Annotated in this window: 23 protein-coding genes and 1 other RNA gene; 12 read left to right on the top strand and 12 right to left on the bottom strand. The window is 65.3% G+C overall.

Annotation, left to right across the window (positions count from 1 at the left end):
- Positions 1-88: 88 nt before the first annotated feature.
- Both AQ611_RS09285 and ffs read right to left on the bottom strand, forming a co-directional pair.
- On the bottom strand, positions 89-2,680 hold the full coding sequence (locus AQ611_RS09285) for a DNA polymerase III subunit gamma/tau (RefSeq protein ID WP_069234307.1): 2,592 nt from the start codon (positions 2,678-2,680) through the stop codon (positions 89-91).
- 162 nt (positions 2,681-2,842) lie between these two features.
- Positions 2,843-2,941: signal recognition particle sRNA small type (gene ffs / locus AQ611_RS09280), an RNA gene on the bottom strand.
- 423 nt (positions 2,942-3,364) lie between these two features.
- Here ffs and trxA point away from each other — a divergent pair.
- The 8 genes from trxA to AQ611_RS09235 all read left to right on the top strand — a co-directional run bounded on the left by trxA (position 3,365) and on the right by AQ611_RS09235 (position 12,064).
- Positions 3,365-3,691: a thioredoxin TrxA gene (gene trxA / locus AQ611_RS09275; protein ID WP_059518132.1), complete on the top strand. Its 327-nt coding sequence runs from the start codon at positions 3,365-3,367 to the stop codon at positions 3,689-3,691.
- Between the two features lie 194 nt (positions 3,692-3,885).
- Positions 3,886-5,148 (top strand): transcription termination factor Rho, encoded by a 1,263-nt coding sequence (gene rho / locus AQ611_RS09265; protein ID WP_059518134.1) that lies wholly within the window; start codon positions 3,886-3,888, stop codon positions 5,146-5,148.
- A gap of 134 nt (positions 5,149-5,282) precedes the next feature.
- Complete coding sequence (locus AQ611_RS09260; protein WP_059518136.1) at positions 5,283-5,786, top strand: MerR family transcriptional regulator; 504 nt, start codon at positions 5,283-5,285, stop codon at positions 5,784-5,786.
- Positions 5,783-7,339, top strand: a complete 1,557-nt coding sequence (locus AQ611_RS09255; protein WP_069234305.1) for an MFS transporter — start codon at positions 5,783-5,785, stop codon at positions 7,337-7,339. Before AQ611_RS09260 ends, AQ611_RS09255 begins: the two co-directional genes overlap by 4 nt.
- Before the next feature lie 38 nt (positions 7,340-7,377).
- On the top strand, positions 7,378-8,244 hold the full coding sequence (locus AQ611_RS09250) for a M90 family metallopeptidase (RefSeq protein WP_069234304.1): 867 nt from the start codon (positions 7,378-7,380) through the stop codon (positions 8,242-8,244).
- Positions 8,245-8,440: 196 nt separating this feature from the next.
- A complete protein-coding gene (locus AQ611_RS09245; protein ID WP_059518141.1) occupies positions 8,441-8,704 on the top strand; it encodes a type B 50S ribosomal protein L31 in 264 nt (87 codons plus the stop codon).
- Positions 8,705-8,929: 225 nt separating this feature from the next.
- Complete coding sequence (locus AQ611_RS09240; RefSeq protein ID WP_069234303.1) at positions 8,930-10,681, top strand: ArnT family glycosyltransferase; 1,752 nt, start codon at positions 8,930-8,932, stop codon at positions 10,679-10,681.
- A 3-nt stretch (positions 10,682-10,684) separates the two neighbouring features.
- Complete coding sequence (locus AQ611_RS09235) at positions 10,685-12,064, top strand: MATE family efflux transporter (RefSeq protein WP_069234302.1); 1,380 nt, start codon at positions 10,685-10,687, stop codon at positions 12,062-12,064.
- A 217-nt stretch (positions 12,065-12,281) separates the two neighbouring features.
- On the opposite strand, the gene AQ611_RS09230 is transcribed toward AQ611_RS09235, so the two are convergent.
- Positions 12,282-12,722 (bottom strand): carboxymuconolactone decarboxylase family protein, encoded by a 441-nt coding sequence (locus AQ611_RS09230; RefSeq protein ID WP_069234301.1) that lies wholly within the window; start codon positions 12,720-12,722, stop codon positions 12,282-12,284.
- Positions 12,674-13,174, bottom strand: a complete 501-nt coding sequence (locus AQ611_RS09225) for a MerR family transcriptional regulator (protein ID WP_069234300.1) — start codon at positions 13,172-13,174, stop codon at positions 12,674-12,676. The genes AQ611_RS09230 and AQ611_RS09225 overlap by 49 nt, the downstream gene beginning before the upstream one ends.
- 282 nt (positions 13,175-13,456) lie before the next feature.
- On the opposite strand from AQ611_RS09225, the gene AQ611_RS09220 reads away from it, so the two are divergent.
- The gene (locus AQ611_RS09220; protein ID WP_069234299.1) at positions 13,457-14,047 is read left to right on the top strand and encodes a ComEA family DNA-binding protein; all 591 of its coding nucleotides are present in this window, start codon (positions 13,457-13,459) and stop codon (positions 14,045-14,047) included.
- A gap of 77 nt (positions 14,048-14,124) precedes the next feature.
- The gene (locus tag AQ611_RS09215) at positions 14,125-14,550 is read left to right on the top strand and encodes a YidB family protein (RefSeq protein WP_069234298.1); all 426 of its coding nucleotides are present in this window, start codon (positions 14,125-14,127) and stop codon (positions 14,548-14,550) included.
- Between the two features lie 147 nt (positions 14,551-14,697).
- Here AQ611_RS09215 and clpB read toward each other — a convergent pair whose 3' ends face one another.
- Entirely contained in the window at positions 14,698-17,295 is a 2,598-nt protein-coding gene (gene clpB, locus AQ611_RS09210) for an ATP-dependent chaperone ClpB (RefSeq protein WP_069234297.1), read from the bottom strand.
- 183 nt (positions 17,296-17,478) lie between these two features.
- Positions 17,479-17,985 carry an RrF2 family transcriptional regulator gene (locus AQ611_RS09205; RefSeq protein ID WP_059518157.1) on the bottom strand — a complete coding sequence of 169 codons (507 nt, stop codon included), beginning with the start codon at positions 17,983-17,985 and terminating at the stop codon, positions 17,479-17,481.
- A gap of 189 nt (positions 17,986-18,174) precedes the next feature.
- Between AQ611_RS09205 and AQ611_RS09200 the strand changes: the two genes are divergently transcribed.
- Positions 18,175-18,729, top strand: coding sequence for a group III truncated hemoglobin (locus AQ611_RS09200; RefSeq protein ID WP_069234296.1), 555 nt, complete (start codon positions 18,175-18,177; stop codon positions 18,727-18,729).
- A 35-nt stretch (positions 18,730-18,764) separates the two neighbouring features.
- On the opposite strand, the gene AQ611_RS09195 is transcribed toward AQ611_RS09200, so the two are convergent.
- The 6 genes from AQ611_RS09195 to AQ611_RS09170 form a co-directional block, all read right to left on the bottom strand.
- Positions 18,765-19,247, bottom strand: coding sequence for a molybdenum cofactor biosynthesis protein MoaE (locus tag AQ611_RS09195; protein WP_059518161.1), 483 nt, complete (start codon positions 19,245-19,247; stop codon positions 18,765-18,767).
- Positions 19,248-19,322: 75 nt separating this feature from the next.
- The gene (gene moaD / locus AQ611_RS09190; RefSeq protein WP_059518280.1) at positions 19,323-19,580 is read right to left on the bottom strand and encodes a molybdopterin converting factor subunit 1; all 258 of its coding nucleotides are present in this window, start codon (positions 19,578-19,580) and stop codon (positions 19,323-19,325) included.
- A gap of 20 nt (positions 19,581-19,600) precedes the next feature.
- Positions 19,601-20,857 (bottom strand): molybdopterin molybdotransferase MoeA, encoded by a 1,257-nt coding sequence (locus AQ611_RS09185; protein WP_083237389.1) that lies wholly within the window; start codon positions 20,855-20,857, stop codon positions 19,601-19,603.
- A gap of 399 nt (positions 20,858-21,256) precedes the next feature.
- Positions 21,257-22,711: a threonine synthase gene (gene thrC, locus AQ611_RS09180; protein WP_069234295.1), complete on the bottom strand. Its 1,455-nt coding sequence runs from the start codon at positions 22,709-22,711 to the stop codon at positions 21,257-21,259.
- A 9-nt stretch (positions 22,712-22,720) separates the two neighbouring features.
- On the bottom strand, positions 22,721-24,049 hold the full coding sequence (locus tag AQ611_RS09175) for a homoserine dehydrogenase (RefSeq protein WP_069234294.1): 1,329 nt from the start codon (positions 24,047-24,049) through the stop codon (positions 22,721-22,723).
- A gap of 45 nt (positions 24,050-24,094) precedes the next feature.
- The gene (locus AQ611_RS09170) at positions 24,095-25,333 is read right to left on the bottom strand and encodes a pyridoxal phosphate-dependent aminotransferase (RefSeq protein WP_069235215.1); all 1,239 of its coding nucleotides are present in this window, start codon (positions 25,331-25,333) and stop codon (positions 24,095-24,097) included.
- Positions 25,334-25,620: 287 nt separating this feature from the next.
- Between AQ611_RS09170 and AQ611_RS09165 the strand changes: the two genes are divergently transcribed.
- Positions 25,621-25,995, top strand: coding sequence for an Mth938-like domain-containing protein (locus AQ611_RS09165; protein WP_069234293.1), 375 nt, complete (start codon positions 25,621-25,623; stop codon positions 25,993-25,995).
- Positions 25,996-26,009: the final 14 nt, after the last annotated feature.

Raw genomic sequence — 26,009 nt, 5'->3', positions numbered from 1 at the left:
GTTGTTGCGAACGGGCGCGATCTTAGCGCCCGCTGAGAAATATGGGAATGGCAAACCGGGCGTGCTCCGCGGCGGCGCCCGTGCGGCGTCAATGCAGCGTCGGCGCGGCGCCGTCCGCCGCACCCGCGTCCGGCCCGACAGGACGAATCGAACCCTCGACGATGCTTGCACCGAATTCGCGCAGCAATTGTTGGATGAACGGATCGGCGCGCATCTCCTCTTCGGCTTCGCGCTGCCGCCGCGCACGTTCGGCGGCGGCGAGCGCGGCCGCGGTCCGGCGCGCCGGCCCCACCTCGACCACGACGTCGACCGGCTTACCGAGCGTCTCGGCCAATGCGGCCTTCAGTTTCGCGACCTGCGCGGCATCCGCGTATTGCGGAACAGGCACGGCGAGCTTCAGCACACCGACGTCGACCGATTTCAACTCGCTGCTAAACGCAAGCTGATAGGCAACGCCCGTAAGCGGCAGACTCGCGGCGAGCGCCGGCCACTCGCCGTCGTAGCCGATCGCATCGAGCGGAATCGGCTCAGGCAGCGGCCGCGTGTCGACCGGTTGCGCCGGCGCGCACGCGGCGGACGGCGGCGTCAACCGCGCGTCGGCGGAACCGCTGTCGAATACCGGGACGAAGCCGTCGTCCGGCGGCGCATAACCGTCGTCGATCGACAGCGGCACGTAATCGTCCGGCGGAATGTCCTCCCACGGCGGCGGCATGTCGTGACGCGCGTCGCGAGACGCAGATCTCGCGTCGGCCCGTGATGCGGTGTTCGCCGTGGCGTCGCCTTGCGCCGCGCGCGCGCGCGGCGTCGGCACCGTCACTTGCACCCGCGGCGCGGGCTTTGCGGCTGGCGGGTGCGCCGGCTCGGCAGAGCGCGCGGCGCCCGCTGCGCGGCCGCGATCCGACGATACGCGCATGCCGGCATTGCGCAACACGTCGAGCGCGGCGGCAGCGCCCGTCGCGCGAGACTCGGGCGCCCGGGCGGCGGGCGCCGATGACGCCGTATCGACCACGCCCGCATCCGCATCGCGCGCGGACGATGTCGGCTCGCTCGCGGAAGACGTTTGCGCCTCAGCCAACGAAGCCTTCGCGGCGGCATCGCCGGATGCCGATTCCATCTCGAAGCCGGCAGCCGCGGATGCTTGTGCGGCATCGACAGTCCCATCCGCGCGCGCGCTCGATCCGGCGCTCGGCGCTACTGCCGCCCGGCTCTTTGGCAGATCGGACTGAAGGTTCGACGCTACGGCAGAGGCGAACGCTCGCGGCCCGCCGTCGGTCTGCGCACCGGCTGACGCAACGTCGGTCCACACGTGCGCCTCCTGCGGCTCAGCGCGGAGCGCGACCGATTCGCTTCGCGTGCCGCGCGCGGCGGCACGCTCATCCGCCCTATCCGTATCCGGTGCAACAGCGTCAACCGGCGACCGTACCGGCGCCGTATCGGGGCGCGCGTCACGCGCGGCGGCGCCCCCCGGCGTCGACACGGATGCCACAACGGGCGCTGCGGCAGCCTTCACCGCCAACGCGCGCGCATTCTCGCCCGGCTTCGCCGCCGCGTCGCCCGCCGGCATCGCGCGACCGCCTCCGGGCCCGCCGCCCGCCGCCGCCGGCTCGAACGCGAGCATGCGCAGCAGCGTCATCGTGAAACCGGCATATTCGTCCGGCGCCAAGCCGAGTTCACTGCGCCCGATCGTCGCGATCTGGTAATAAAGCTGCACCTGCTCCGGGCTCAACCCTTGCGCGAAGCGACGCAAATCGGCCGCCTCCGGCCATTCGTCGAGCACCGAGGCCGGCGCGAATTGCGCCCACGCAATCCGGTGCAGAAGGCTCGCAAGATCTTGCAGCGCGGCCGAAAACGACAAACTGCGCAACGCCATCTCGTCGGCGATCGCGAGAATTTGCGGACCGTCGGCCGCAGCCAGCGCATCGAGAAGCCGCACCATGTAGGTCGAGTCGAGCGCGCCGAGCATGCCGGATACGGCCGCCTCGGTCACCTCGTTCGCCGAATATGCGATCGCCTGGTCGGTCAACGACAGTGCGTCGCGCATGCTGCCCTGCGCGGCGCGCGCCAGCAGGCGCAGCGCCTGCGGTTCGAACATGATTTGCTCGTCGCCGAGAATCCGCTCGAGATGCGACACGATATGCCCGGCCGGCATTTGCTTCAGATTGAATTGCAGACAGCGCGACAGCACCGTGACGGGAATTTTCTGCGGGTCGGTGGTCGCGAGAATGAATTTGACGTGCGGCGGCGGCTCCTCAAGCGTCTTCAGCATCGCGTTGAATGCGTGGTTCGTCAGCATGTGCACTTCGTCGATCATATAGACCTTGAAGCGCGCATCGACCGGCGCGTAAACCGCGCGCTCGAGCAGCGCGGCCATTTCGTCGACGCCGCGATTGCTCGCCGCATCCATTTCGACGTAGTCGACGAAACGCCCTTCATCGATTTCGCGGCATGCGCGACATACGCCACATGGTTTGGACGTAACGCCCGTCTCGCAATTGAGCGCTTTGGCAAAAATTCGCGAAAGCGTCGTTTTGCCGACGCCGCGCGTGCCCGTGAAAAGATAGGCGTGATGCAAACGCCCGCCGTCGAGCGCGTGCGTAAGCGCCCTGACGACGTGCTCCTGGCCGACGAGCGAAGCGAAATCCTTCGGACGCCATTTGCGTGCGAGAACTTGATAGGTCATCGGGAAATTGTATCAGCAACGCCGCGCCGCGCCGACAAGCCCGACACCCCGAACGAACGAGACAAAACGCTGCCGGACACGCGCGACGCTGATACGCAGCCGACGTGCAATGCGAAGATCAACAGGAGAGAAAAAGACGAGAAGACGGGGAAGGAAGCGGAAGGTGACGAGCCCGACCCTCGGCACTGGCGGAAAACGGCTGTGGCTGCTTCGTTCCCGACCTGACCAGGTTGACCGCCCCACCATGCGAGGAGGCCCGTCACGGCGCATTCTAACACCGCTTCATGCGCAACGCGACCGTTATTCGCATCGCACCCGCCGGCGCGGCGCCGCTTGCGCCCGCCCCGGCATACTCGGCGCGCGCCGGCCAAAGCATTGACGCCCGGGTTCGACACCTGCCCGCTGCCCCGCGCCTCTTGCAATCCGAACGGCCGCTCCCATATAGCCATCGCACGGACGCCGAAGCCGGGGCATGCAGTACGCCCCTATTCACGTGACGGCTACTATCGCCGTCAACAACGGATAGCAATTTAGGCTAATATGACGCCCGAATGACCCGCGAACCGCGGCATGCAGCGCTCACGCCCTTCTTTTCGCAAGAGCGGAGCCTCCCGCCCCGGCAACCGGCAAAGCCCTCGGGCGGCCGGCGCAGGCGGTCCCCGAAACGAAAGAGGTACTAACACAATGAGCGAACAGATCAAACATATCAGCGACGCATCGTTCGAACAGGACGTCGTCAAGTCCGACAAGCCCGTGCTCCTGGACTTCTGGGCCGAATGGTGCGGCCCGTGCAAGATGATCGCGCCGATCCTCGACGAAGTCGCGAAAGATTACGGCGAAAAGCTGCAAATCGCGAAAATCAACGTCGACGACAACCAAGGCACGCCCGCGAAATTCGGCGTGCGCGGCATTCCGACGCTGATTCTGTTCAAAAACGGCGCCGTGGCCGCGCAGAAGGTCGGCGCACTGTCGAAATCGCAATTGACCGCATTCCTCGACAGCCATCTCTAATCGGCCGAATCGCGCGCACGTGTTGTCAGCCGGCAACACGTGCGCCGAGAAATCCGCCAGCCGGGCGCTCAAGCCCGAATTGGCGTGTGCTAGAATCAAAAGCGTCGTTAAGACGACTATAAATCTCTGAGCGCTTCCGCTCGCCCTCCTCCCTATTTCTTTTCGTCGCATCTCCTCCCTGGCGGGATCTCCGTATGCATTTATCCGAGCTCAAGTCTCTGCACGTGTCCGAATTGATCGAAATGGCCAACGGCCTGGAGATCGAAAACGCGAACCGCCTGCGCAAGCAGGAGCTGATGTTCGCCATTCTTAAAAAGCGCGCCAAGACGGGGGAAACGATCTTCGGCGACGGCACGCTCGAAGTGCTGCCCGACGGCTTCGGCTTTCTGCGTTCGCCGGAAATGTCGTACCTCGCAAGTACGGACGATATCTACATCAGTCCGTCGCAGATCCGCCGCTTCAACCTGCACACCGGCGACACGATCGAAGGCGAAGTCCGCACGCCGAAGGACGGCGAGCGCTATTTCGCGCTGGTGAAGGTCGACAAAGTCAACGGGCAGCCGCCCGAGGCCTCGAAACACAAGATCATGTTCGAGAACCTCACGCCGCTGCACCCGAACAAGCCGCTCTTGCTCGAGCGCGACATGCGCGGCGAAGAAAACGTCACGGGCCGCATCATCGACATGATCGCGCCGATCGGCAAGGGCCAGCGCGGGTTGCTCGTCGCGTCGCCGAAGTCGGGCAAGACCGTGATGCTTCAGCACATCGCGCACGCGATCAAGCAGAACCATCCGGACGTGATCCTGTTCGTGCTGCTGATCGACGAGCGCCCCGAAGAAGTGACCGAAATGCAGCGCTCGGTCGCGGGCGAAGTGATCGCGTCGACGTTCGACGAACCGGCCACGCGTCACGTGCAGGTCGCCGAAATGGTGATCGAGAAGGCCAAGCGCCTCGTCGAGATGAAGCACGACGTCGTGATTCTGCTCGATTCGATCACGCGTCTCGCGCGCGCGTACAACACCGTGATCCCGGCGTCGGGCAAGGTGCTGACAGGCGGCGTGGATGCGAACGCGCTGCAGCGCCCGAAGCGCTTCTTCGGCGCGGCGCGCAACATCGAGGAAGGCGGCTCGCTGACGATCATCGGCACCGCACTGATTGAAACCGGCAGCCGCATGGACGACGTGATCTACGAAGAGTTCAAGGGCACCGGCAATATGGAAGTGCACCTCGAGCGCCGTCTCGCGGAAAAGCGCGTGTATCCGTCGATCAATCTGAACAAGTCCGGCACGCGCCGCGAGGAAATGCTGATCAAGCCGGACATCCTCCAGAAGATTTGGGTACTGCGCAAGTTCATCCACGACATGGACGAAGTCGAGGCGATGGAATTCCTGCTCGACAAGATCCGCCAGACGAAGGGCAACGGCGAATTCTTCGACCTGATGCGCCGCGGCGGCTGACAGACCTTGCGTGGCGCCGCGCATGAAAAACCGCCCGCCGGGGCGGTTTTTTTACGCACGAACCTGTACGTGAACGTACACGTTGATCTATAATCGCCGTCATCTGTCCTTCGTCACCCCCGGAATTCCACACGATGAGCGACTCCCCGCCCACTCTGCTGCTGACCGTGCGCGACGCCGCCGAGCGGCTCGGCGTGACGCCGCGCACACTGAAGTATTACGAGGAGCGCGGGCTCGTCACGCCGTCGCGCAGCGAAGGCCGCTATCGGCTGTACGACGCCGACGATCTCGAGCGCTTTGCGCGCATCCTGCGTCTGCGGGCGCTGGGTTTTTCGCTGCACGGCATCACCGAGATGCTCAAGCGCCCGCTCGAGCCGGCGGCCGACGGACGGCGGCGCTATTCGGACGCGTCGCTGCGCGAGATTCACGCGGATCTCACGCACCAGATCGCGACGCTCGATGCGCGTATCGCCGCCGCGCAGCGCGAGTTGAACGAAGTACGCGCGCTGAAGAAGGAATTGCAGCACGATATCGATTACGTCGAGCGCCGGCTTGCCGGCGAAAGCGCCGACGACTTGATCGCGCGCCGCCAAGCCGCCGCGCAGGGCCGCCGCCGCGCGCGCGCAAGCGTCAAATGAGCGCGCCGCCCAGCCGGCCGCCGCTCTGGAGCGCCGCGAATCTGCGCGGTGATTTCTTTCCTTGGGTGCTCGCGGTCGTCACCGGGCTCGATTACTTCGACAACGCCATCTTCTCGTTTTTCGCGAGCTACATCGCGGGGGGCATCAATGCGTCGCCGGACGAACTCGTGTGGGCGTCGAGCGCCTATGCGGTGACCGCCGTGCTCGGCATCCTGCAGCAGCAATGGTGGATCGACCGGCTCGGACATCGCCGCTACGTCGCCGGATGCATGCTGATGTTCTCGCTGGGCGCGGCCGCCGCGGCGCTCACCGACACATCGATCGAACTCGCATTCGCGCGCGGCTTCCAGGGCTATTTCATCGGCCCGATGATGGGCGCGTGCCGGATTCTGATTCAAATCAGCTTCGCGCCCCAGGCCCGTGCGCGCGCGACGCGCGCGTTCCTCATCATGCTGCTGCTCGGCAGCGCGCTCGCGCCGATTGCGGGCGGCCTCCTCGTCGCGCATTTCACGTGGCGCGCGCTGTTCGCCTGCTCGATACCAGCGGGCATCGGTTTCGCGGCGCTCGCGTTTGCCGCCCTCCCCGACTCCGGCTATGCGCCGCCCGACGAGCGCGACAACGGCCATTTCTGGCCATATGTGATTTTCGCGCTCGCGCAAGGCGCGCTGCAGATCGTCATGCAGCAGGTGCGCTTTCAGCTTTTCACCGGATCGCCGACGCTCGTGCTGCTGGCGGCGGCCGGGCTCGCCGCGCTCGCCTGGTTCGGCTATCACCAATGGCATCACCCGGCGCCGCTCGTGCGGCTGCAGCCGTTTCGCAAACGCACGTTCCAGGTCGGGCTGCTGCTCTACATGTTCTATTACTACGAGACGACGGGCTTCAGCTATTTGATTTCGCGCTTTCTCGAAAGCGGGCTCGGCTATCCGGTCGAAAACGCCGGGCGCCTGGTGGGCGCGACATCGCTGATCTCCGCGACCGCGCTGTTCGTTTATCTGCGCTACGCGAAACTCGTCACGCACAAGAAATGGATCATCGTGCCCGGCTTCGCGATCGCCGCGGCAGCCGCGCTATGGATGTCGCGCATGCCGCCCGACGTCGACGAGGCCGCACTCATCGCGCCGCTGCTGCTGCGCGGGCTACTGCTGCTGTTCATCGTGCTGCCGGTCGCGAATTTGACGTTCCGCGTGTTCGAGATCGACGAGTACACGCACAGCTACCGGCTGAAGAACATCGTGCGCCAATTGACGATCTCGTTTGCGACGGCCTCCGTGATCATCGTCGAACAACATCGGCTCGCGGTACACCAGACGCGGCTCGTCGAGCAGGCAAACGTCTACAACCCGATCTTTCAGCAAACCTTCGCCATGCTGACGCGCAGCTTCGAGGCGGCCGGCCACGCATTGAACGAAGCCCACGCGCTCGCGCTTGCGCAGGTGAGCCGGGCCATTGCGCAGCAGGCGTCGTTTCTGTCCTCGCTCGACGGGTTTCACTTCCTGATCGGCGTCGCCGTGTGCGGCTGCCTGTTCGCCGCCTGGCAAAAAGAGATCGATTGAGGTACGTTTAGCGCCTGTCGCCTCACCCCACCGTTTCGATGCTCACCAAACTCACCCGATGGTTCGATACGCGCCGCCGCGACCGCGCGCTGCGCACCCACCCGATCCCGGAGCCGCTCTGGCAACAAACGCTCGAGCGCCTGCCGTTCGTCACGTACCTGTCGGCAGGCGACTTGCAGCGCCTGCGTGAGATGACGAGCCTGTTTCTCGCGCAAAAATCATTTTCGACCGCGCACGAACTGGAACTCACCGATGCGATCGCGGTGGGTATCGCCGTGCAGGCGTGCCTGCCCGTGCTGAATCTCGGGCTCGAACTGTACCGGGGCTGGATCGGGGTCGTCGTCTATCCCGGCGAGTTCGTGATCCGCAAGACGGTCGAGGACGAGGACGGCGTCGTCCACGAAATCGAGCACGATGCGAGCGGCGAAGCGTGGGAAGGCGGCCCCGTGATCCTGTCGTGGGAGGACGTGCAGATGACGGACGGACGGGACGCGTACAACGTCGTGATCCATGAGTTCGCACATAAGATCGACATGATCAGCGGCGCGGCGGACGGCCATCCGCCCCTGTTCCGGCGCTGGCACGCGCCCGAGCTCGACAGTGCGCGCTGGGCGGACGTCTTCGACCACGCATACGATCGCTTCTGCGACCGCGTCGACGCAGTGCCGGAGCGCGCGTGGCCGCGCTTCGAGCAAGACTCGCTGATCGATCCGTATGCGGCCGACCATCCGTCGGAGTTCTTCGCGATCTGCAGCGAGGCACTGTTTGTCAAGCCGCGGCCGTTCGAGGCCGAATTTCCCGAGCTGTATGCACTGCTCGCCCGCTACTACCGGCAGGACCCCGCGCAAACGGGCATCCTCAAGGGCGCGCCCGCGCATTTGACAAAAAATTCGCCAAGCATCTGATTTTCTGGCATAATCGCGAGCTTTCGACCTCAGGCAAGTGGCTCGCGCCGGGCTTTGGCGGCTGCGTAACGAACTGGTGAGAACTGGCGAACTGGCTGACTCAAACCAGACGGAACACCACCGCGGGCGACGTTAACGGCGTTCGCGGCATCGCAAAAAGCGGCGGGCTGGCTACCGTTTTTACTCAGGAAAAACCATGAAACAAGGCATTCATCCGGATTACCGCGAAGTCGTTTTCCAAGACATGTCGAACGGCTTCAAGTTCGTGACGCGTTCGACGATCCAAACGCGCGAAACGATCGAACTCGACGGCAAGACCTATCCGCTCGCGAAGATCGAAGTGTCGTCGGAATCGCACTCGTTCTACACCGGCCAGCAGAAGATCATGGACACGGCCGGCCGTGTCGAGAAGTTCAAGAACAAGTTCGGCGCACGCGCAAGCGGCAAGGCCGCGAAGTAAGCGTCGCGTGCTTACCGGCCCTCGCGTCGCGCTCGGCCGGTTCCGCAGAAAAAGGCAGCCCAGGCTGCCTTTTTTTGTCTGCGCTCAACCCGTGCCGCCGCCTGCCCGCGCGCGGCCGGACCGGCTTCCGACGCGTGTGGCGCCGTGCGTCTACAATGCCGGATGCTCAAAACGGCCCGCCGCTCACCCGGCGGGCGCTTCGCTCATCCTCTGCCTTCCATCTGCATGAAGCCTGTCGTCCGCCTCACCGCTTCCGCCACTCGCGCGCTACCGCGCTGGCTGCTGCTCACGCTTTGCATCGTCTATGCGGCGTTCGGGCTGTTCGGCCGGGATCCGTGGAAGAACGAGGACGCCGCGGGCTTCGGCGTGATGTGGACGATGGCGCAAGGCGGGCTGCAGGACTGGCTGTTGCCGAACCTTGTCGGCAAATTCGTCACGTCCGACGCGCCGCTCGGCTATTGGCTCGGCAGCCTCGCGATCCGCGCGCTGCCGTGGGTCGATGCGAGCAATGCGTCGCGCGTCTATGCCGGCGTGCTGTTCTGCGTCGCGGCCGCATTTGTTTGGTATGCCGCGTATCTGCTCGGCCGGCGCGCCGAAGTGCAGCCGTTCAAGTACGCGTTCGGCGGCGAGCCCGAGCCGCGCGATTACGGCCGCACGCTCGCCGACGGCGCGCTCCTCGTGCTGCTCGCGTGCTTCGGCCTTGCCGAACGCGGTCATGAAACCACGCCGCAGCTCGCTCAGTTTGCGTGGATCGCGATGCTCGTCTACGGACTGGTGCGCGCGATCGACAAGCCCACGCAAGGCGCGCTGTGGTGGGGCCTCGCGCTCGGCCTCGTCGCGCTGTCGGGCAATCCCGTGGTGGTTACCGCGCTTGCGCTCGGCACGTTCGCGCTGTATCTCGTCACTCCCGAGATCCGCTGCGTGCAGGTGCCGGCGATCGGTCTGCCGCTCGCCGCCGCGATCTTCGCGCTCTGGCCGATCGCCACGCTCGTCGCGTTTGCGGACGACGCGCGCTGGTTTCTCGATCAATGGCTGCACGGCAGCCTGATGCGCTTCTCCGGCCCGCCGACAGCCGTGCTGGCCTACGCGGCAAAGAACCTGCCGCTCTTCACGTGGCCCGCATGGCCGCTCGCGATCTGGGCATGGGTGAGCTGGGCCGGTCTGCGCCGCCGGCCGCATATAGCGATTCCGCTCGCGGTCGTCGTGCCGCTCGTCGCGCTCGTGATCCTGCAAAGTCAGCAGACCAACCGGATGTACATGCTGCTGCTGCCGCCGCTTGCCGTCCTCGCGAGCTTCGCGCTGCCCACGCTCAAGCGCGGCGCGATCAACGCGATCGACTGGTTCGCCGTGTTGAGTTTCACGATCCTCGGCACGTTCGTGTGGCTCGTGTGGCTCGCGTCGATGACCGGCTTCCCGCATCCGCTCGCACGCAACCTCGCACGCCTCGTGCCAGGCTACGAGCCGCACTTCAAGGTGCTGTCGTTCGTCTGCGCGGTCGCGGCGACGGTATGCTGGCTGCTGCTCGTGCGCTGGCGTATCTCGCGCCAGCCCAAGGTGCTGTGGCGCAGCGTCGTGCTCTCGAGCGCCGGCACGACGCTGATGTGGGTGCTGCTGATGACGCTGTGGCTGCCGATCGTCAACTACAGCCGGACCTACCGCGACGTCGCGCAGCAAATCGCCGCGCACCTGCCGTCCGACTACGAATGCATCTCGCCCGTGCGCCTGGGCGACGCGCAGATCGCGACGTTCGCGTACTTCGGCGGCATGCATTTCTCGTTCGACGGCGACTGCGACGTGATCCTGCGCCAGGATCGCTCGGATTTCGGCGAACCCAGCTCGATGTCGCAATACGTATGGCGTCTCGTCTGGGAAGGCCGGCGCGCGGCCGACCGGGACGAACGCTTCCGTCTGTACGAACGGATCGAGCGGCCGAAAACGCCTGTCAAGCGCCGCCCGACACGCCCGGCGCGCCGCTGACCCATGCTTGGGGACATCCGCCGGATCGCCGGGCTCGCGTGGCCCGTGCTGATCGGCCAGCTTGCGATCATCGCGTTCGGCGTGATCGACACCGCCATGGTGGGCCGTTTCTCCGCGCTCGACCTCGCGGCGCTCGGGCTCGGCGCGTCGATCTACGTGTCGATCTATATCGGATTGACCGGTATTCTGTCGGCGCTGCAGCCCATTGCGGGGCAACTGTACGGCGCGCGGCGCTATGCGCAGATCGGCGAGGAGGCGCGCCAGGCGATGTGGCTCGCCGCATTGCTCGCGATCCCGGGCTTTCTGCTGCTGCATTTTCCCGAGCCGCTGCTGCGGATCGCGCATACTCCCGCCGAGCTGCACGCGCGCACGCTCACCTATCTGCGCATCCTGTCATACGGCCTGCCCGCGAGCCTGCTGTTCCGGATTTACAACGCATTGACGAACGCAGCCGGCAAGCCGCGGCTCGCGATGATCCTGCAAGTCGGCGCGCTCGTCGTGAAGGTGCCGCTGAACATCTGGTTCATCTTCGGCGGCCTCGGGCTGCCTGCGCTCGGCGGCCCCGGCTGCGGCCTCGCGAGCACGCTGATCAACTGGATTCTCGCGTGCGTCGGCTTCACGCTGCTCGCGAAGCTCGATGTGTTCGCGCCGCTCGCGATCTTCTCGCGCCTCACGCCGCCGGTCTGGCAGCGCCAAAAGGCGCTGCTCACGCTCGGCCTGCCGATGGGGCTGTCATATCTGATCGAGGTCACGTCATATACGTTCATGGCGCTGTTCATCGCGCAATTCGGCACGACCACGCTCGCCGGCCATCAGATCGCGGGCAATATCGGCGCGGTGCTGTATATGACGCCGCTGTCGATCGGCATTGCCGCGTCGACGCTCGTCGCGCGCGCCATCGGCGCCAACGAGATGAACGACGCGCGCACGCTCGGCCGGCACGCAATCGTGTTCGCCTGCATGATCGCGTGCGCCTATGGCGCCGTCGTGCTCGCACTGCGCGCGGCAATCGTTTCGGCGTACACGCCGAATCCGGCCGTCGCCGCGGCGGCGCTGCCGCTAGTCGCGATCGTCGCGGTCTATCACTTCTTCGACGCGCTCCAGATCACCACCGCCTTCGTGCTGCGCGCGCACAAGATCGCTGTCGTGCCGACCGCAATCTATGCGCTCGCGTTATGGGGCATCGGGCTGGGTGGCGGCTATCTGCTCGGCTTTGACGTGCTCGGCTTCACGCCCGCTTCGCTGACCGGCGCGCGCGGCTTCTGGATCGCCAATGCCGCGAGCCTCGCGCTTGCGGGCGGCGGGCTCGCCGTCTATCTGCGCCGTGTGAGTCGGCGCCGGCCTGGGCCGGACGCCGCGCAGCAGGCGCGGCATGCTCATTGACGCGTCCGCCAAGCGGCATGCGCGCCAGCGGACGGCGTCGCGCTGCGGCAATGCGGGCGGACTATCCGGGCGGACTATCCGGGCGGACTATCCGGGCGGACTATCCGGGCGGACTATCCGGGCGGACTATCCGGGCGGACTATCCGGGCGGACTATCCGGGCGGTGCGGCGGCTCATCAGCCGCCGCACCGCCGATCCCCGTGGCCGTATCGCAACGTCAGTCGATGAACGGGCCGTCCGGATTTTCCGCGCTTCCTGCGCCCGCCCGCTTTTGCGCATCGCGCTGCTCGAACACGTCCCGCGCGGCGAAAAGCGCGTTGAGCGCAGCCGGAAAACCGGCATACACGGCCATCTGCATGAATACCTCGATGATCTCGCTGCGCGTGACGCCGACGTTCAGCGCCGCGCCGATATGCACCTTCAACTGGGGTTGCGCCGTCCCAAGCGTGGCGAGCGACGCGAGCGTGGCGATCTCGCGCGAACGCAGATCGAGCCCGGGCCGGCCGTAGATGTCGCCGAACGCGAATTCGACGAGCAGCCGCCCGAACTCCGGCGCCGTCGCCGCGAGTGATGCGACGACTTGCTCGCCGGCCTCGCCGTCGATCTCCTTCAGGTTGTTCCAGCCCCGCGCGTAGCGGTCTTCGGTGTAGGGTTGCATCGTTCGTCCTGGTCAGCATTTGGATCATGATCCGGTTGGGATCGCTGCGCCTGTCGAATCGCGTCGCGCTCGGCATGCTCGTAGTAAGCGATCTTGTCGGCGATCGCCTCGAGATTGGCCTGCAACGCATCGATCTGCGCACGCACTGCGTCGCGATGCGCGACGAGCAGCGCACGCCGCTGGCCGAGCGTCGCGTCGCCACGCGCGCGCAGCTCCGCGAACGCCTGCATCGCGGCGATCGGCATGCCGGTCGCCCGCAGCCGCATCACGAAACGCAGCCAATCGAGATCGGCCGGCGCGTACAGCCGGTGCCCGGCGTGCGTGCGCGCGATCGATCGCAACAAGCCGGCTTGCTCGTAATAGCGCAAAGTATGCGTGGACACACCGATCAATACGGCAACCTGCCCGATCGTCAATGCACTTGGCGATGTTTGCTTTGAAGCGTTCGACATGGCACGCTCAAGGTTAGGACTTAGAGCGCACTCTAAGTCAAGCGCCGCGCCCTCGCCAGTCCCTGCCGCCGCCCACGGCGCCTATTTCCGTCAAAGATCGTAAAAGCCGGCCGCGCAAGCTGTCACAGCCTTTACAGTGCAACCTGCGATAAGCGACACTGCCGCGCTGTCTTAAAAAGGGCATGCATTTATCCTATGCTTGAACGCAGCACCCGGCTCGCGCCGCGCGCGCGTTCGCTACGACAACCGTTCATCCGTTCCATCACAAGGGAGCCTTTCGCCATGCTGAAAAAGCTGCTGATGCTGGTCGTCGCATTGTCGCTTTCGCTGTCCGCGGCGCTTGCCGCGGCTGTCGAGGTCAACACCGCCGACCAGGCGGCGCTCGAATCCGTGAAAGGCATCGGCCCGGTGAAATCGAAGGCGATTCTCGATGAGCGCGCGAAAAACGGCCCGTTCAAGGATGCCGACGATCTCGCGAGCCGCGTGAAGGGCCTCGGCGCGAAATCGGTCGCGAATCTCGAAGCGGCCGGGCTGACGATCGGCGGCTCATCGGCACCGCCGAGCGGCACGAAGGCCAAGACTCATGCGGCAAAGCCGGCCACCACGGCCCCCGCTGCAACCACGCCGGCCCCCGCGCCTGCCGCGCCCGCCACCGCGTCGCCCGCGCCGGCCGCGAGCGCGCCGACGGCAGCGGCAAGCGCGCCGGCCGCAAAGAAGACACGCGCGTCGAAAAAGAAAGAGAAAGCCGCCGCCGAAGCCAGCGCCGCAACCGACGCGAATGCGCCGGCCGCGGCATCGTCGCCGAAGGCCAAAAGCTCGAAGAAAGGCAAGAAGAGCAAAGCGGCGGCAGCATCCGCCGCATCGGGAGTCTGAATCCGGCGTCGCGCATCGCGCGGCGCTTTCGTTCCACCGGCGCCCTCTAGGCGCCGCATCAACCTAGCAGGTGAATCATGGGTCTACTCGATATCGTTGGCGGTCTGATCGGCGGTCAAGGCGGCAATCAGAACGCGCTCATCAGCGCCGCGCTGGAGCTCATCAATAATCAGCCCGGCGGCCTCAACGGCCTCATCGACAAATTCAAGGCCGGCGGCGCGGGCGACATCATCGGCTCGTGGGTCGGCAACGGCGCGAACCAGCAGATCTCGCCCGACCTGCTGCAAAGCGTGCTCGGCTCCGAAGCGATCGGCTCGCTCGCCAGCAAGGTCGGCATCGATCCGCAGCAGGCGTCCGGCATCCTCGCGCAAGTGCTGCCGCACGTGGTCAACGGTGCGACGCCGAACGGCGAAGTGCCAGCGGGCGGTCAACTCGACGCGTCGAACGTAATCGGCACGCTGTCGCAGCTCGCCGGCCTGTTCGGCGGCAATAAGCAGGCGTAAAACCGGACGCAGGCGCCGCACGGCGCGCGCCTCGCAACCGGCTCGCCAATAAGCAAACACCCCGCTTACGCGGGGTGTTTGCATTTGCCGGCCCAGTGCGCGTGTCGGGCCGGAACCGCGCAGGCGCAGCGCGAGCGACGCTGCCGCTCAATGCACGACGCGATCGAACACGAACTCGCCGTCCTGCACGTCGACCGGAATCACGTCCTTCGGACCGAAGCGGCCCGCAAGGATCAGCTTCGCGACCGGATTCTCGATCTCCTGCTGAATCGCGCGCTTCAACGGACGCGCGCCGAACAGCGGATCGTAACCGACCTTGCCGATCTGCTCGAGCGCGGCCTCCGACACGTCGAGCGCCATATCGAGCTTCGCGAGCCGGTCGTGCAGGCGCGCGAGCTGGATCTTCGCGATCGACTGGATGTTGCTGCGATCGAGCCCGTGGAATACGACGACGTCGTCGATCCGGTTCAGGAATTCCGGGCGGAAGTGCTGCTTCACCTCGACCCAAACGGCATCCTTGATCTCATCCTGCGGCGCGCCCGCCATCGACTGGATCACTTGCGAACCCAGATTGGACGTCATCACGATCACCGTGTTCTTGAAGTCGACGGTGCGCCCCTGCCCGTCGGTCATCCGGCCGTCGTCGAGCACTTGCAGCAGCACGTTGAACACATCCGGATGCGCCTTTTCGATCTCGTCGAGCAGAATCACGCTGTACGGCTTGCGACGCACCGCTTCCGTCAGATAGCCGCCCTCCTCGTAGCCGACATAGCCGGGCGGCGCGCCGATCAGCCGCGCGACGCTGTGCTTCTCCATGAACTCGCTCATGTCGATGCGGATCAGATGCTCTTCCGAATCGAACAGGAACGCCGCGAGCGCCTTGCACAGCTCGGTCTTGCCCACGCCAGTCGGGCCGAGGAACAGGAACGAGCCATACGGACGATTCGGATCGGCAAGCCCCGCGCGCGAGCGGCGGATCGCATCGGCGACCGCGCTGATCGCCTCGTTCTGGCCAACCACGCGCTCGTGCAGCTTTTCCTCGATATGCAGCAGCTTCTCGCGCTCGCCCTGCATCATCCGCGATACCGGAATGCCCGTCGCGCGCGATACGACTTCCGCGATCTCTTCGGCGCCGACCTGCGTGCGCAGCAAACGCGGGCGCGACGGATTATGCTGCTCGCTCTCCTCGGCCTGCGTGACCTGCTTCAGTTGCGCCTCGAGTTGCGGCAGCTTGCCGTACTGCAGCTCGGCGACCTTCTCGAGCTTGCCCTCGCGCTGCAGCCGCGCGATGTCGGCACGCACCTTCTCGATCTCTTCCTTGAGCTGCGCGCTGCCCTGCACGGCGGCCTTCTCGGCAGTCCAAATCTCCTCGAGATCCGCGTATTCACGCCCGAGCCGCTCGATCTCCTCCTCGATCAGCGCCAGGCGCTTTTGCGACGCCTCGTCCTGCTCCTTCTTCACCGCCTCGCGCTCGATCTTCAGTTGAATCAGCCGGCGATCGAGCTTGTCCATCTCTTCGGGCTTCGAATCGATTTCCATCTTGATCTTCGATGCGGCCTCGTCGACCAGGTCGATCGCCTTGTCCGGCAGGAAGCGGTCCGTGATGTAGCGGTGCGACAGCTCGGCCGCGGCGACGATCGCCGGATCGGTGATCTCGACGCCGTGGTGCAATTCGTATTTCTCCTGCAAGCCGCGCAAAATCGCGATCGTCGCCTCGACGCTCGGCTCGTCGACGAGCACCTTCTGGAAGCGGCGCTCGAGCGCGGCATCCTTTTCGATGTACTTACGGTATTCGTCGAGCGTGGTCGCGCCGATGCAATGCAATTCACCGCGCGACAGCGCGGGCTTGAGCATGTTGCCCGCATCCATCGCGCCCTCGGCCTTGCCCGCGCCGACCATCGTATGAATCTCGTCGATGAAGACGATCGTCTGACCTTCGTCCTTCGCGATGTCGTTGAGCACCGCCTTCAGGCGCTCCTCGAACTCGCCGCGATACTTCGCGCCCGCGAGCAGCGCCGCCATGTCGAGCGACAGCACGCGCTTGCCCTTGAGCGTCTCCGGCACCTCGCCGTTGACGATCCGCTGCGCAAGCCCTTCGACGATCGCGGTCTTGCCCACGCCCGGCTCGCCGATCAGCACCGGGTTGTTCTTGGTGCGGCGCTGCAGAATCTGGATCGAGCGGCGGATCTCGTCGTCGCGGCCGATCACCGGATCGAGCTTGCCCGCGCGCGCGCGCTCGGTCAGATCGACGGTGTACTTCTTCAGCGCCTCGCGCTGGCTTTCGGCATCCGCGCTATGGACCTGCGAGCCGCCGCGCACCGCCGCGATCGCCGTTTCGAGCGCCTTCCTCGTCAAACCGTGCTGACGCGCGAGCCGCCCGGCTTCGCCCTTGTCGTCGGCTACGGCGAGCAGGAACATCTCGCTCGCGATAAAGCTGTCGTTGAGCTTCTGCGCTTCCTTGTCGGCCTGATTCAGCAAACCGGCAAGCTCACGGCCGACCTGCACGTCGCCGCCCGTGCCCGTGACTTGCGGCAGGCGTGCGATTGCGTCGTTCAGCGCGCTTTGCAGTGCCTGCACGTGAACGCCTGCGCGCGACAACAGCGAGCGCGCGGAGCCGTCCTGCTGCGCGACGAGCGCCGCGAGCACGTGAACGGGTTCGATGTATTGATTGTCGCGCCCGGCCGCGAGACTTTGCGCGTCCGCGAGCGCTTCCTGGAACTTGGTGGTGAGCTTGTCGATTCTCATGAATGAGACCTCCAATAGACGAATACCATCCAAATGAGGATGGTTATTCGCCTTTCAAGCCGGAATTCACTTGACGTGCGACAAACCAGGTCCGCCGGCGCACGGCAGACGCGCGAGCGCGCGAAACCTGCTCGCGCGCCCCGCGGACGAACGAGCGCGCGTCACGCCCAAGTCAGTGGAAAGTCAATCGGAAACCGGCAACGGCGGCGCATGAGAAACGCTCGCCGCGACAACCGGCACCGGCACCGGCCGCAACCCGAGCAGCGCGGCGAGCTGCGGCGCGGGCGCGGACAACTCGCCGATCGTGTGTTTGTCGAGTTCGGCGAAGAATGCGTCGAGCGCCGACGCGAACATGCCGCGCAGCAGGCACTGCGACTGAATCACGCAACTGCGATGCGACTCGGCCTCGCCCGAGAAGCAACCGACGAGCAGGTAATCGTTTTCGGTGGCCCGCACGACTTCGCCGATCGTCAACGACGACGACTGCGCGTTCAGGCGCAGGCCGCCATTGCGGCCGCGCACCGTCTCGATCCAGCCAAGCTCGCCGAGCTGCTGCACCACTTTCATCAAATGGTTCTTGGAGATACCGTACGCGTCCGAAATTTCCTGAATCGTCGACAAACCTTCGCCTCGGACCGCTAGGAATAGCATGACGCGCAAAGAGTAATCGGTGTAGTCGGTCAGTCTCATTGTGTGAAATGGACGCTGTGTCAGTGCGATCGGCGATTCCACGCGGGATAAAACGCGTGCCTGCCATTGCCGATCCGACGGCCGCATCATAAGATGCGCGACGTCAGCACTTTTTATTGAAGGAGTGGCCGTTTACTATTGTGCGACAAAATTGGCGGCCCGTGCTCCTTCGTTATCCTGCCCTTTTTAATGACCGATTTTTCCGCCGATCCGGCCAATGCTCCGAATGACGCGCCGGCGCGCGTCGCCGAGCCGACGCCGGCCAATATCCGCGCGCTGGTCGACGCATTCTACGAACGCGTGCGGGACGACGCGCTGCTTGGCCCCGTGTTCGAGCACGCACTCGCTGGCCGCTGGGACGAACATTTGCCCAAAATGGCGCAGTTCTGGGCGAGCCTGGTACTGGCCGACAAAAGCTACCGCGGCAACGTGCAGGCCGCGCATCAGCCGCTGAAAGGGATCGAACCCGCGCATTTCAGCCGCTGGCTCGCCTTATTTCTGAAGACTGTCGACGCTCGCTATGCGCCGGCGGCGGCCGTGCGCTTCATCGAACCCGCGCTGCGGATCGCGCAAAGCCTGCAACTGAGCCGATTCGGCTGGGATTACCAAATTCCGCCCGAACAGCAGACGCTCCTCGATCTGATCGCGCAGAAGCGGCGCGACCATGACGACGGGCACGCCCGCGCGCCGCGCGGCGAGCCGTTTCCGGCAAAGATCATCGGCCGGGCGCGCGACGGTACGTAGCCGGTTGCGCGCGGCCCCCGGCGCCCGGCGCACCGCTATGACGACTGCGTCGCGTTGCTCGACGCGATTCCCCAGCGCGCGAGCGCCGCATCGTCCGCGCTGCGCGCGTCGACCCAGCGTTCACCGGCTGGCGTTTTCTCTTTCTTCCAAAACGGCGCCTGCGACTTTAGGTAGTCCATCACGAACTCACAAGACGCAAACGCGTCGCCGCGATGCGCGGCGACCGTCGCGACGAGCACGATCTGATCGAGCGGATAGAGCTTGCCGACCCTGTGGACGATCGCCACGTCGATCCCCGGCCAGCGTGCGAGCGCATCGGCCGCGATCGCGCCGAGTGCTTTTTCCGTCATTCCCGGGTAGTGCTCGAGTTCCATCGCGTCGATTTGATCGCCGTCGTTCAGATCCCGCACCGTGCCGACAAAGCATGCGAGCGCACCGATCTTCGGATTGCGCGCGCGCAATGCCGCAAGTTCGGTGCTTACGTCGAAATCGCTTGTCTGCACTCGCACGATTGCCATTGACGGTTCCTTTTTCCGACTGCAACGTCCAACCCAGATCGGCCAAGCCTAGCCTGTACCCTGGCCTCTCCCAATTCACCCTCCCGTTACCGGCGGAAAAAACGCCACTTCACAGCCGTCGGTAATCCGCGTTCCCGCGTCCGTCATCGTGTGGTTGCACGCCATTCGCAACGCGCGGCCGTCGGCAAGGGTCTGCGCCCACACACCGCCGCGCGTGCGCAGCCATGCGCGCACGTCGCCCACTGTCGCAATGCCGTCCGGCACCGTGACCGTCTCACTCGCGACGCCCAGCGCCTCGCGCACGCTCGCAAAAAATCTCAATTCGATCTTCATCGTCGATGTCTGCGGCCCGCTCAACCGAGCAGTTCGGAAAAAGGAATGAAACGCACCGTCTCGCCCGCGCTGATCGCATGATGCGGCGGATTGTCGATGAGTCCGTCGCCCCAGACCGTCGAGGTCAGCACGGCCGAACTCTGGTTCGCAAACAGATCGAGTCCGCCCGCCGCGTTCACGCGCGCGCGCAGGAACTCGTTGCGGCGGTCTGCCTTGCCTTGCGTGAAATCGGCGCGCAGCGACAGCGCGCGCGGCGCGACCTGCGTTGCGCCCGCCACACGCAGCAAAAACGGCCGCACGAACAGCACAAACGTTACGAAGCTCGACACCGGATTGCCCGGCAGACCGATGAAATAGGCGTCATCCGCCGCACCGGCGGCGTCGCCGCGCCGGACCGAGCCGAACGCGAGCGGCTTGCCCGGCTTCATCGCGATCTGCCACAGCGCAAGCCGCCCTTGTGCTTCGACCGCGGGCTTCACATGATCCTCGTCGCCCACCGAGACGCCGCCGCTCGTCACGATCACGTCATGCTCACGCGCCGCGTCGCGCAACGCCGCGCGGGTCGCGTCGAGTTGGTCCGGAACGATTCCGTAGTCGGTCACGTCGCAGCCGAGCCGCTCGAGCAGCCCGCGCAGCGTAAAACGGTTCGAGTTGTAGATCGCGCCAGGTTTGAGCGGCTCGCCCGGCATCGTCAGCTCGTCGCCCGTGAAGAACACGGCGACTTTCACGCGCCGCGTGACCGTGAGCGTCGCACAGCCGATCGATGCGGCAAGCCCCATTGCTTGCGGCGTGATCCGCGTGCCGGCGGGCAGAATCACCGAGCCGTTTCGGATATCGGCACCTTGCGCGGTGATCCATTCACCCACGGTGGGCGTGTGCAGAATGTCGACATGATCGCCGGCGCTTTCCGTCTGTTCCTGCATCACGATCGCGTCCGCGCCGGCCGGCACGCTCGCGCCCGTAAAAATGCGCGCCGCCGTGCCAGGCTCGAGCGGCGCGGCCGCATGGCCGGCCGCAATCCGCTGCGATACCCGCAGCCGGCGTTCGCCGCGCATCAGGTCCGCGACGCGCACCGCATAGCCGTCCATCGCGCTCGTGTTCATCGGCGGCACATCGAGCGGTGATACGACGTCGGCGGCGAGCACGCGGTTCAGCGCATCGAGGGTCGGGACGGTTTCCGTTTCGGTGAGCGGGCGCGCGGCCGCGAGAAGCGCCGCGAGTGCATCGGCTGTCGACAGCATCGGCGCGCGCGGCGTCTGGGTGTTGGGTTCGGACATCGTCGAATGAAAGTAACCGGATGCCGACATTGTAGCGACGGCACCGATGCTGCGCGTGCGGCGCGCTCGGCCGGACGCTTCGAGCGCATACGTGCCGGTCGAGGCGCGGGCGGAAAAGGCAAGCCCGTCCAGAGGCAAGCGCGTCACGCGTCACACATCACACATCACACATCACACATCACACATCACGCGTCACAAAAATGATAGGCAGCGCCGATCATTCCGTTCCCCCCGGGGTTGCAGCGCAAACCGTCCCGCATTTCATCCGATCAAACCACGACGAACCACGAAGCGATCCCAGCGGCGGCGCCTTTCCGGCGCAGCCGGCGGCGAAAGCAGGCCCGCTCATGGGCCGGCCCCGTGGGCCGCAGGCGCCGCTTCGCCATGCGTGCCGCCCGCTCAGGCTCCCGCCGTATGCGCGGCGATAAACGCCTTCACCTGCTGCGCGTCCGCGTCGACGACCGTGAAGCGCTGCGGCAGCGCCTCGAGCCCCTCGAACGCCGACGGCCGGCCAGGCTTGCGGCCGAGCGCCTCGCGAATCGTTTCGCCGAACTTGATCGGCTGCGCGGTCTCGAGCACGATCATCGGCACGCCCGGCTGTAAATGCTCGCGCGCCACCTTCAGTCCGTCGGCGGTATGCGTGTCGATCATGGTTCGATAACGCTCGAACACGTCGCGAATCGTCGCGATCCGGTCATCATGCGTACTGCGCCCCGACACGAAGCCGAACTCGGCGACACGCGCGAAATCGCCGCTCGCGGCCAAATCGAAACCGCCCTTCTCGTCGACGTCGCGGAACAGCTGGACGACGCGCGCCGGCTCGCGGCCCAGCAAGTCGAACACGAAGCGCTCGAAATTCGACGCCTTCGAGATATCCATGCTCGGGCTGCTCGTGTGATAGGTGTTTTCCGCGCTGCGCACGCGGTACGCGCCCGTGCGGAAGAATTCGTCGAGCACGTCGTTCTCGTTGGTCGCGACGACGAGCCGCTCGATCGGCAAGCCCATCATCCGCGCGATATGGCCCGCGCACACGTTGCCGAAATTGCCGGACGGCACGGTAAACGACACGCGCTCGTCGTTGTCGCGCGTCGCCGCGAAGTAGCCCTTGAAGTAGTAGACGACCTGCGCGACCACGCGCGCCCAGTTGATCGAATTGACCGTGCCGATTTGGTGCGCCGCCTTGAAGGCGTGATCGTTCGACACCGCCTTTACGATGTCCTGGCAGTCGTCGAACACGCCTTCGACCGCGAGGTTGAAAATGTTCGGGTCCTGCAGGCTGTACATCTGCGCGGTCTGGAACGCGCTCATCTTCTTGTGCGGCGACAACATGAACACGCGCACGCCCTGCTTGCCGCGCATCGCGTACTCGGCCGCGCTGCCCGTGTCGCCCGACGTCGCGCCGAGGATGTTGAGCGTCTGCCCGTGCTTGGCGAGCGTGTACTCGAACAGGTTGCCAAGCAACTGCATCGCCATGTCCTTGAACGCGAGCGTCGGGCCGTTCGACAGTTCGAGCAGCGCGAGCCTCGCGCCGTTCTCGACGCCGAGCGTGGTGAGCGGCGTGATATCGGCTGCGTTCGCGCCGTCGCGCACGTGGCGATAGACGTCGGCCGTGTACGTGCGGCGCGCGATCGCGCGCAGATCGTCCGCGGCAATGTCGTCGGAGAACTTCGACAGGATCTCGAACGCGAGATCCGCGTAAGGCAGCGTGCGCCAACGCGCGAGTTCGTCGGCGGAGACTTTCGGGTATTCGGACGGCAGGTAAAGCCCGCCGTCCTTTGCAAGGCCGCCGAGCAGAATGTCGGAAAACGTGTGGCGCTCGCCAATGCCGGCGCCGCGCGTGGAGATGTAATTCATGTCGAGCCTTTAGTTGAGCGCTTCCATCCGCAGCTTCGTCACCTTCGAGACGACCGTCGACAGCGCCTCGATCTGCTTGATCGCCGCGTTGACGTGCTTCTCGAGCGTCTCGTGCGTGATCAGGATGATGTCGGTCTCGCCGTTCGCGTCGTCGACCTGTTCCGACTCCTTTTGCAGCAGCGCATCGATCGAAATGCCCGATGCGGCCAGAATGTGCGTGATATCGGCGAGCACGCCTGTTTGATCGGCGACGCGCAAGCGCAGGTAATAGCCGCTCGTCACTTCGTCGATCGGCAAAATCGGCGTGTTCGACAGACTGTCCGGCTGGAACGCGAGATGCGGGACGCGATGCTCGGGGTCGGCCGTGTGCAGGCGCGTCACGTCGACGAGATCGGCGACGACGGCCGACGCCGTCGGCTCCGCGCCCGCGCCTTTTCCATAATAAAGCGTCGTGCCGACCGCGTCGCCATGCACGACGACCGCGTTCATCGCGCCTTCGACATTCGCGAGCAGGCGCTTTGCCGGAATCAACGTCGGATGCACGCGCAACTCGATGCCGCGCTCGGTGCGGCGCGTGATGCCGAGCAGCTTGATCCGGTAGCCGAGTTCCTCCGCATAGCGGATGTCGGTCGCGGCGAGCTTGCTGATGCCTTCGACGTAGGCGCGCTCGAACTGCACCGGCACGCCGAATGCGATCGCGCTCATGATGGTCGCCTTGTGCGCGGCATCGACGCCTTCGATATCGAACGTCGGATCGGCTTCCGCGTAGCCAAGCTCCTGCGCCGCCTTCAGCGCGGTCGCGAAATCGAGCCCGCGGTCGCGCATTTCCGACAGGATGTAGTTCGTCGTGCCGTTGATGATGCCGGCGATATATTGAATCCGGTTCGCGGTCAGGCCCTCGCGCAGCGCCTTGATGATCGGGATGCCGCCCGCGACGGCCGCCTCGAACGCAACCATCACGCCCCGCGCGCGCGCGGCCTCGAAGATCTCGGAGCCGTGCACCGCGAGCAGCGCCTTGTTCGCGGTCACGACGTGCTTGCCGTTGGCGATCGCGCGCAGCACCAGGTCGCGCGCGATGCCGGTGCCGCCGATCATCTCGGCCACGATCGCGATCGAAGGATCGTCGACGAGCGCGTTGAAATCGTTGCCGATCGACACGCCGGCCGCATCGTCGCCAAGCACGGCGAGCGCCTTGGCCGGATCGCGCACCGCGACCGCCGCGATCTCGATGCCGCGCCCCGCGCGACGCTTGATTTCCTCCTGATTGCGGCGCAGCACCTTGAAGGTGCCGCCGCCGACAGTGCCGAAGCCCAACAGGCCAACTTTGATCGGTTCCATGCTGCGTGTGATCGATTGAATATAGAGAAGAGGGAGCCCGCGGCCTCAGGCCGAATGGCGTTTTCGATAACCGTCGAGAAAGCGCGCGATCCGCTCGATCGAATCGGTCAGATCGTCGACGTTCGGCAAAAAGACGACGCGGAAGTGATCCGGCGCAGGCCAGTTGAAGCCCGTGCCCTGCACGAGCAGCACGCGCTCCTTGAGCAGCAATTCGAGAATGAACTGCTGGTCGTTGTCGATCGGATAAAGTTTCGGATCGAGCCGCGGAAACATATATAGCGCCGCATCCGGCTTCACGCACGATACGCCCGGGATCGACGTCAGCATCTCATATGCCAGCTCGCGCTGCTTGTACAGGCGCCCGCTCGGGACGATCAGCTCGTTGATGCTCTGGTAGCCGCCGAGCGCGGTCTGGATCGCGTATTGGCCGGGCACGTTCGCGCACAGGCGCATCGACGACAGAATGCCGAGCCCCTCGAGATAATCGTTCGCGCGCCGGCGGTTCTCGGCCGTCAGGCCCGCCACCGACATCCAGCCGGCCCGGTAGCCGCACGACCGGTAGCTCTTCGACAGGCTGTTGAACGTGACCGTGATGACGTCCTCGGCGAGCGACGCGAGCGCGGTATGCGTCTTGCCGTCGTAGACGATCTTGTCGTACACCTCGTCGGCGAAGATCACGAGGCCGTGTTCGCGCGCGATCGCGATCAGCTCGAGCAGCAGCGCGTCCGGATAAAGCGCGCCCGTCGGGTTATTCGGATTGATGACGACGAGCGCCTTGGTGTTCGGCGTGATCTTGCGGCGGATGTCGTCGCAATCGGGCAGCCAGCCGTTCGTCTCGTCGCACACGTAGTGCACGGGCGTGCCGCCGGACAGGCTGACGGCGGCCGTCCACAGCGGGTAATCGGGCGCGGGCAGCAGCACTTCGTCGCCGTCGTTCAGCAACGCCTGGGTCGCCATCACGATCAATTCCGACGCGCCGTTGCCGATGTAGATATCGTCCAGCCCGACGCCCTTCACGCCCTTTTGCTGCGTGTAATGCATGATCGATTTGCGCGCGGCGAACACGCCCTTCGAATCCGAGTAGCCGGACGACGCCGGCAGGTTGCGGATCATGTCCTGGATGATCTCGTCCGGCGCTTCGAAGCCGAACGGGGCCAGATTGCCGATGTTCAGCTTGATGATCCGATGGCCCTCGTCTTCGAGACGCTTCGCATGCTCGAGGACGGGGCCCCGGATGTCGTAGCAGACGTTGAGCAATTTGTTCGATTTTTGAATCGGTTTCACGACGGGCACGTTCCTTGGATAATGCGGCGGACTCGAAGAGGACGGGGATCGAAACGGGAGGGCGGCCGGTAGGCCGAAAGTGGCTTCGCACGTGCGCCGGGCGCGGCGCGGCTTGTGACCGGGACGTCGCGAGACACAAACGCCGCCCGGGAGCGGCTAAAAAGTTATAATTTAGCGGATTTTGGCTGACTTTCGCAATGCATCAACCAGGCGGCACGAACTGGGCCGTTGTTGCTGCCCTTTTTTGCGGCCCTTTTCGAAACCGCGCCAGATCGCGGAAAACCGATTTGAAACTGCACCAGGATTCGAGCAATACGCTCAACACCGTCACCGGCTATGGCCCCGATTACGTCGACATCAATCTCGAACGCCACACGCATAGCGTGATCGTGCTGCCGGGCGCGCCCGTGGCCGTCTGGCCCGTCGGCTCGTTCGACGCGCTCGCGCCCGAGCATTTCGCGCTGCTGCTCGAGCCGCAGCCCGAAGTGGTGATCTTCGGCAGCGGCGCGAAGCTGCGCTTTCCGCATCCGCGCCTGACCGCACAGCTCACCGCCCAGCGTATCGGCGTCGAGACGATGGATTTCCAGGCCGCGTGCCGGACATACAACATCCTGATGGCGGAAGGCCGCAAGGTTGCCGCGGCGCTACTGATCGAGCGTTGAGCAATCGTTAAGCG

Source organism: Burkholderia singularis, assembly GCF_001718875.1.
GTDB lineage: Bacteria > Pseudomonadota > Gammaproteobacteria > Burkholderiales > Burkholderiaceae > Burkholderia > Burkholderia singularis.
This window is presented reverse-complemented; position numbering and strand designations above follow the sequence as displayed.

Excerpts from the sequence above, each read along its gene's own strand:
- AQ611_RS09285 (WP_069234307.1), bottom strand. The coding sequence starts at position 2,680 with ATGACCTATCAAGTTCTCGCACGCAAATGGCGTCCGAAGGATTTCGCT.
- trxA (WP_059518132.1), top strand. The coding sequence starts at position 3,365 with ATGAGCGAACAGATCAAACATATCAGCGACGCATCGTTCGAACAGGAC.
- rho (WP_059518134.1), top strand. The coding sequence starts at position 3,886 with ATGCATTTATCCGAGCTCAAGTCTCTGCACGTGTCCGAATTGATCGAA.
- AQ611_RS09260 (WP_059518136.1), top strand. The coding sequence starts at position 5,283 with ATGAGCGACTCCCCGCCCACTCTGCTGCTGACCGTGCGCGACGCCGCC.
- AQ611_RS09255 (WP_069234305.1), top strand. The coding sequence starts at position 5,783 with ATGAGCGCGCCGCCCAGCCGGCCGCCGCTCTGGAGCGCCGCGAATCTG.
- AQ611_RS09250 (WP_069234304.1), top strand. The coding sequence starts at position 7,378 with ATGCTCACCAAACTCACCCGATGGTTCGATACGCGCCGCCGCGACCGC.
- AQ611_RS09245 (WP_059518141.1), top strand. The coding sequence starts at position 8,441 with ATGAAACAAGGCATTCATCCGGATTACCGCGAAGTCGTTTTCCAAGAC.
- AQ611_RS09240 (WP_069234303.1), top strand. The coding sequence starts at position 8,930 with ATGAAGCCTGTCGTCCGCCTCACCGCTTCCGCCACTCGCGCGCTACCG.
- AQ611_RS09235 (WP_069234302.1), top strand. The coding sequence starts at position 10,685 with ATGCTTGGGGACATCCGCCGGATCGCCGGGCTCGCGTGGCCCGTGCTG.
- AQ611_RS09230 (WP_069234301.1), bottom strand. The coding sequence starts at position 12,722 with ATGCAACCCTACACCGAAGACCGCTACGCGCGGGGCTGGAACAACCTG.
- AQ611_RS09225 (WP_069234300.1), bottom strand. The coding sequence starts at position 13,174 with ATGTCGAACGCTTCAAAGCAAACATCGCCAAGTGCATTGACGATCGGG.
- AQ611_RS09220 (WP_069234299.1), top strand. The coding sequence starts at position 13,457 with ATGCTGAAAAAGCTGCTGATGCTGGTCGTCGCATTGTCGCTTTCGCTG.
- AQ611_RS09215 (WP_069234298.1), top strand. The coding sequence starts at position 14,125 with ATGGGTCTACTCGATATCGTTGGCGGTCTGATCGGCGGTCAAGGCGGC.
- clpB (WP_069234297.1), bottom strand. The coding sequence starts at position 17,295 with ATGAGAATCGACAAGCTCACCACCAAGTTCCAGGAAGCGCTCGCGGAC.
- AQ611_RS09205 (WP_059518157.1), bottom strand. The coding sequence starts at position 17,985 with ATGAGACTGACCGACTACACCGATTACTCTTTGCGCGTCATGCTATTC.
- AQ611_RS09200 (WP_069234296.1), top strand. The coding sequence starts at position 18,175 with ATGACCGATTTTTCCGCCGATCCGGCCAATGCTCCGAATGACGCGCCG.
- AQ611_RS09195 (WP_059518161.1), bottom strand. The coding sequence starts at position 19,247 with ATGGCAATCGTGCGAGTGCAGACAAGCGATTTCGACGTAAGCACCGAA.
- moaD (WP_059518280.1), bottom strand. The coding sequence starts at position 19,580 with ATGAAGATCGAATTGAGATTTTTTGCGAGCGTGCGCGAGGCGCTGGGC.
- AQ611_RS09185 (WP_083237389.1), bottom strand. The coding sequence starts at position 20,857 with ATGTCCGAACCCAACACCCAGACGCCGCGCGCGCCGATGCTGTCGACA.
- thrC (WP_069234295.1), bottom strand. The coding sequence starts at position 22,711 with ATGAATTACATCTCCACGCGCGGCGCCGGCATTGGCGAGCGCCACACG.
- AQ611_RS09175 (WP_069234294.1), bottom strand. The coding sequence starts at position 24,049 with ATGGAACCGATCAAAGTTGGCCTGTTGGGCTTCGGCACTGTCGGCGGC.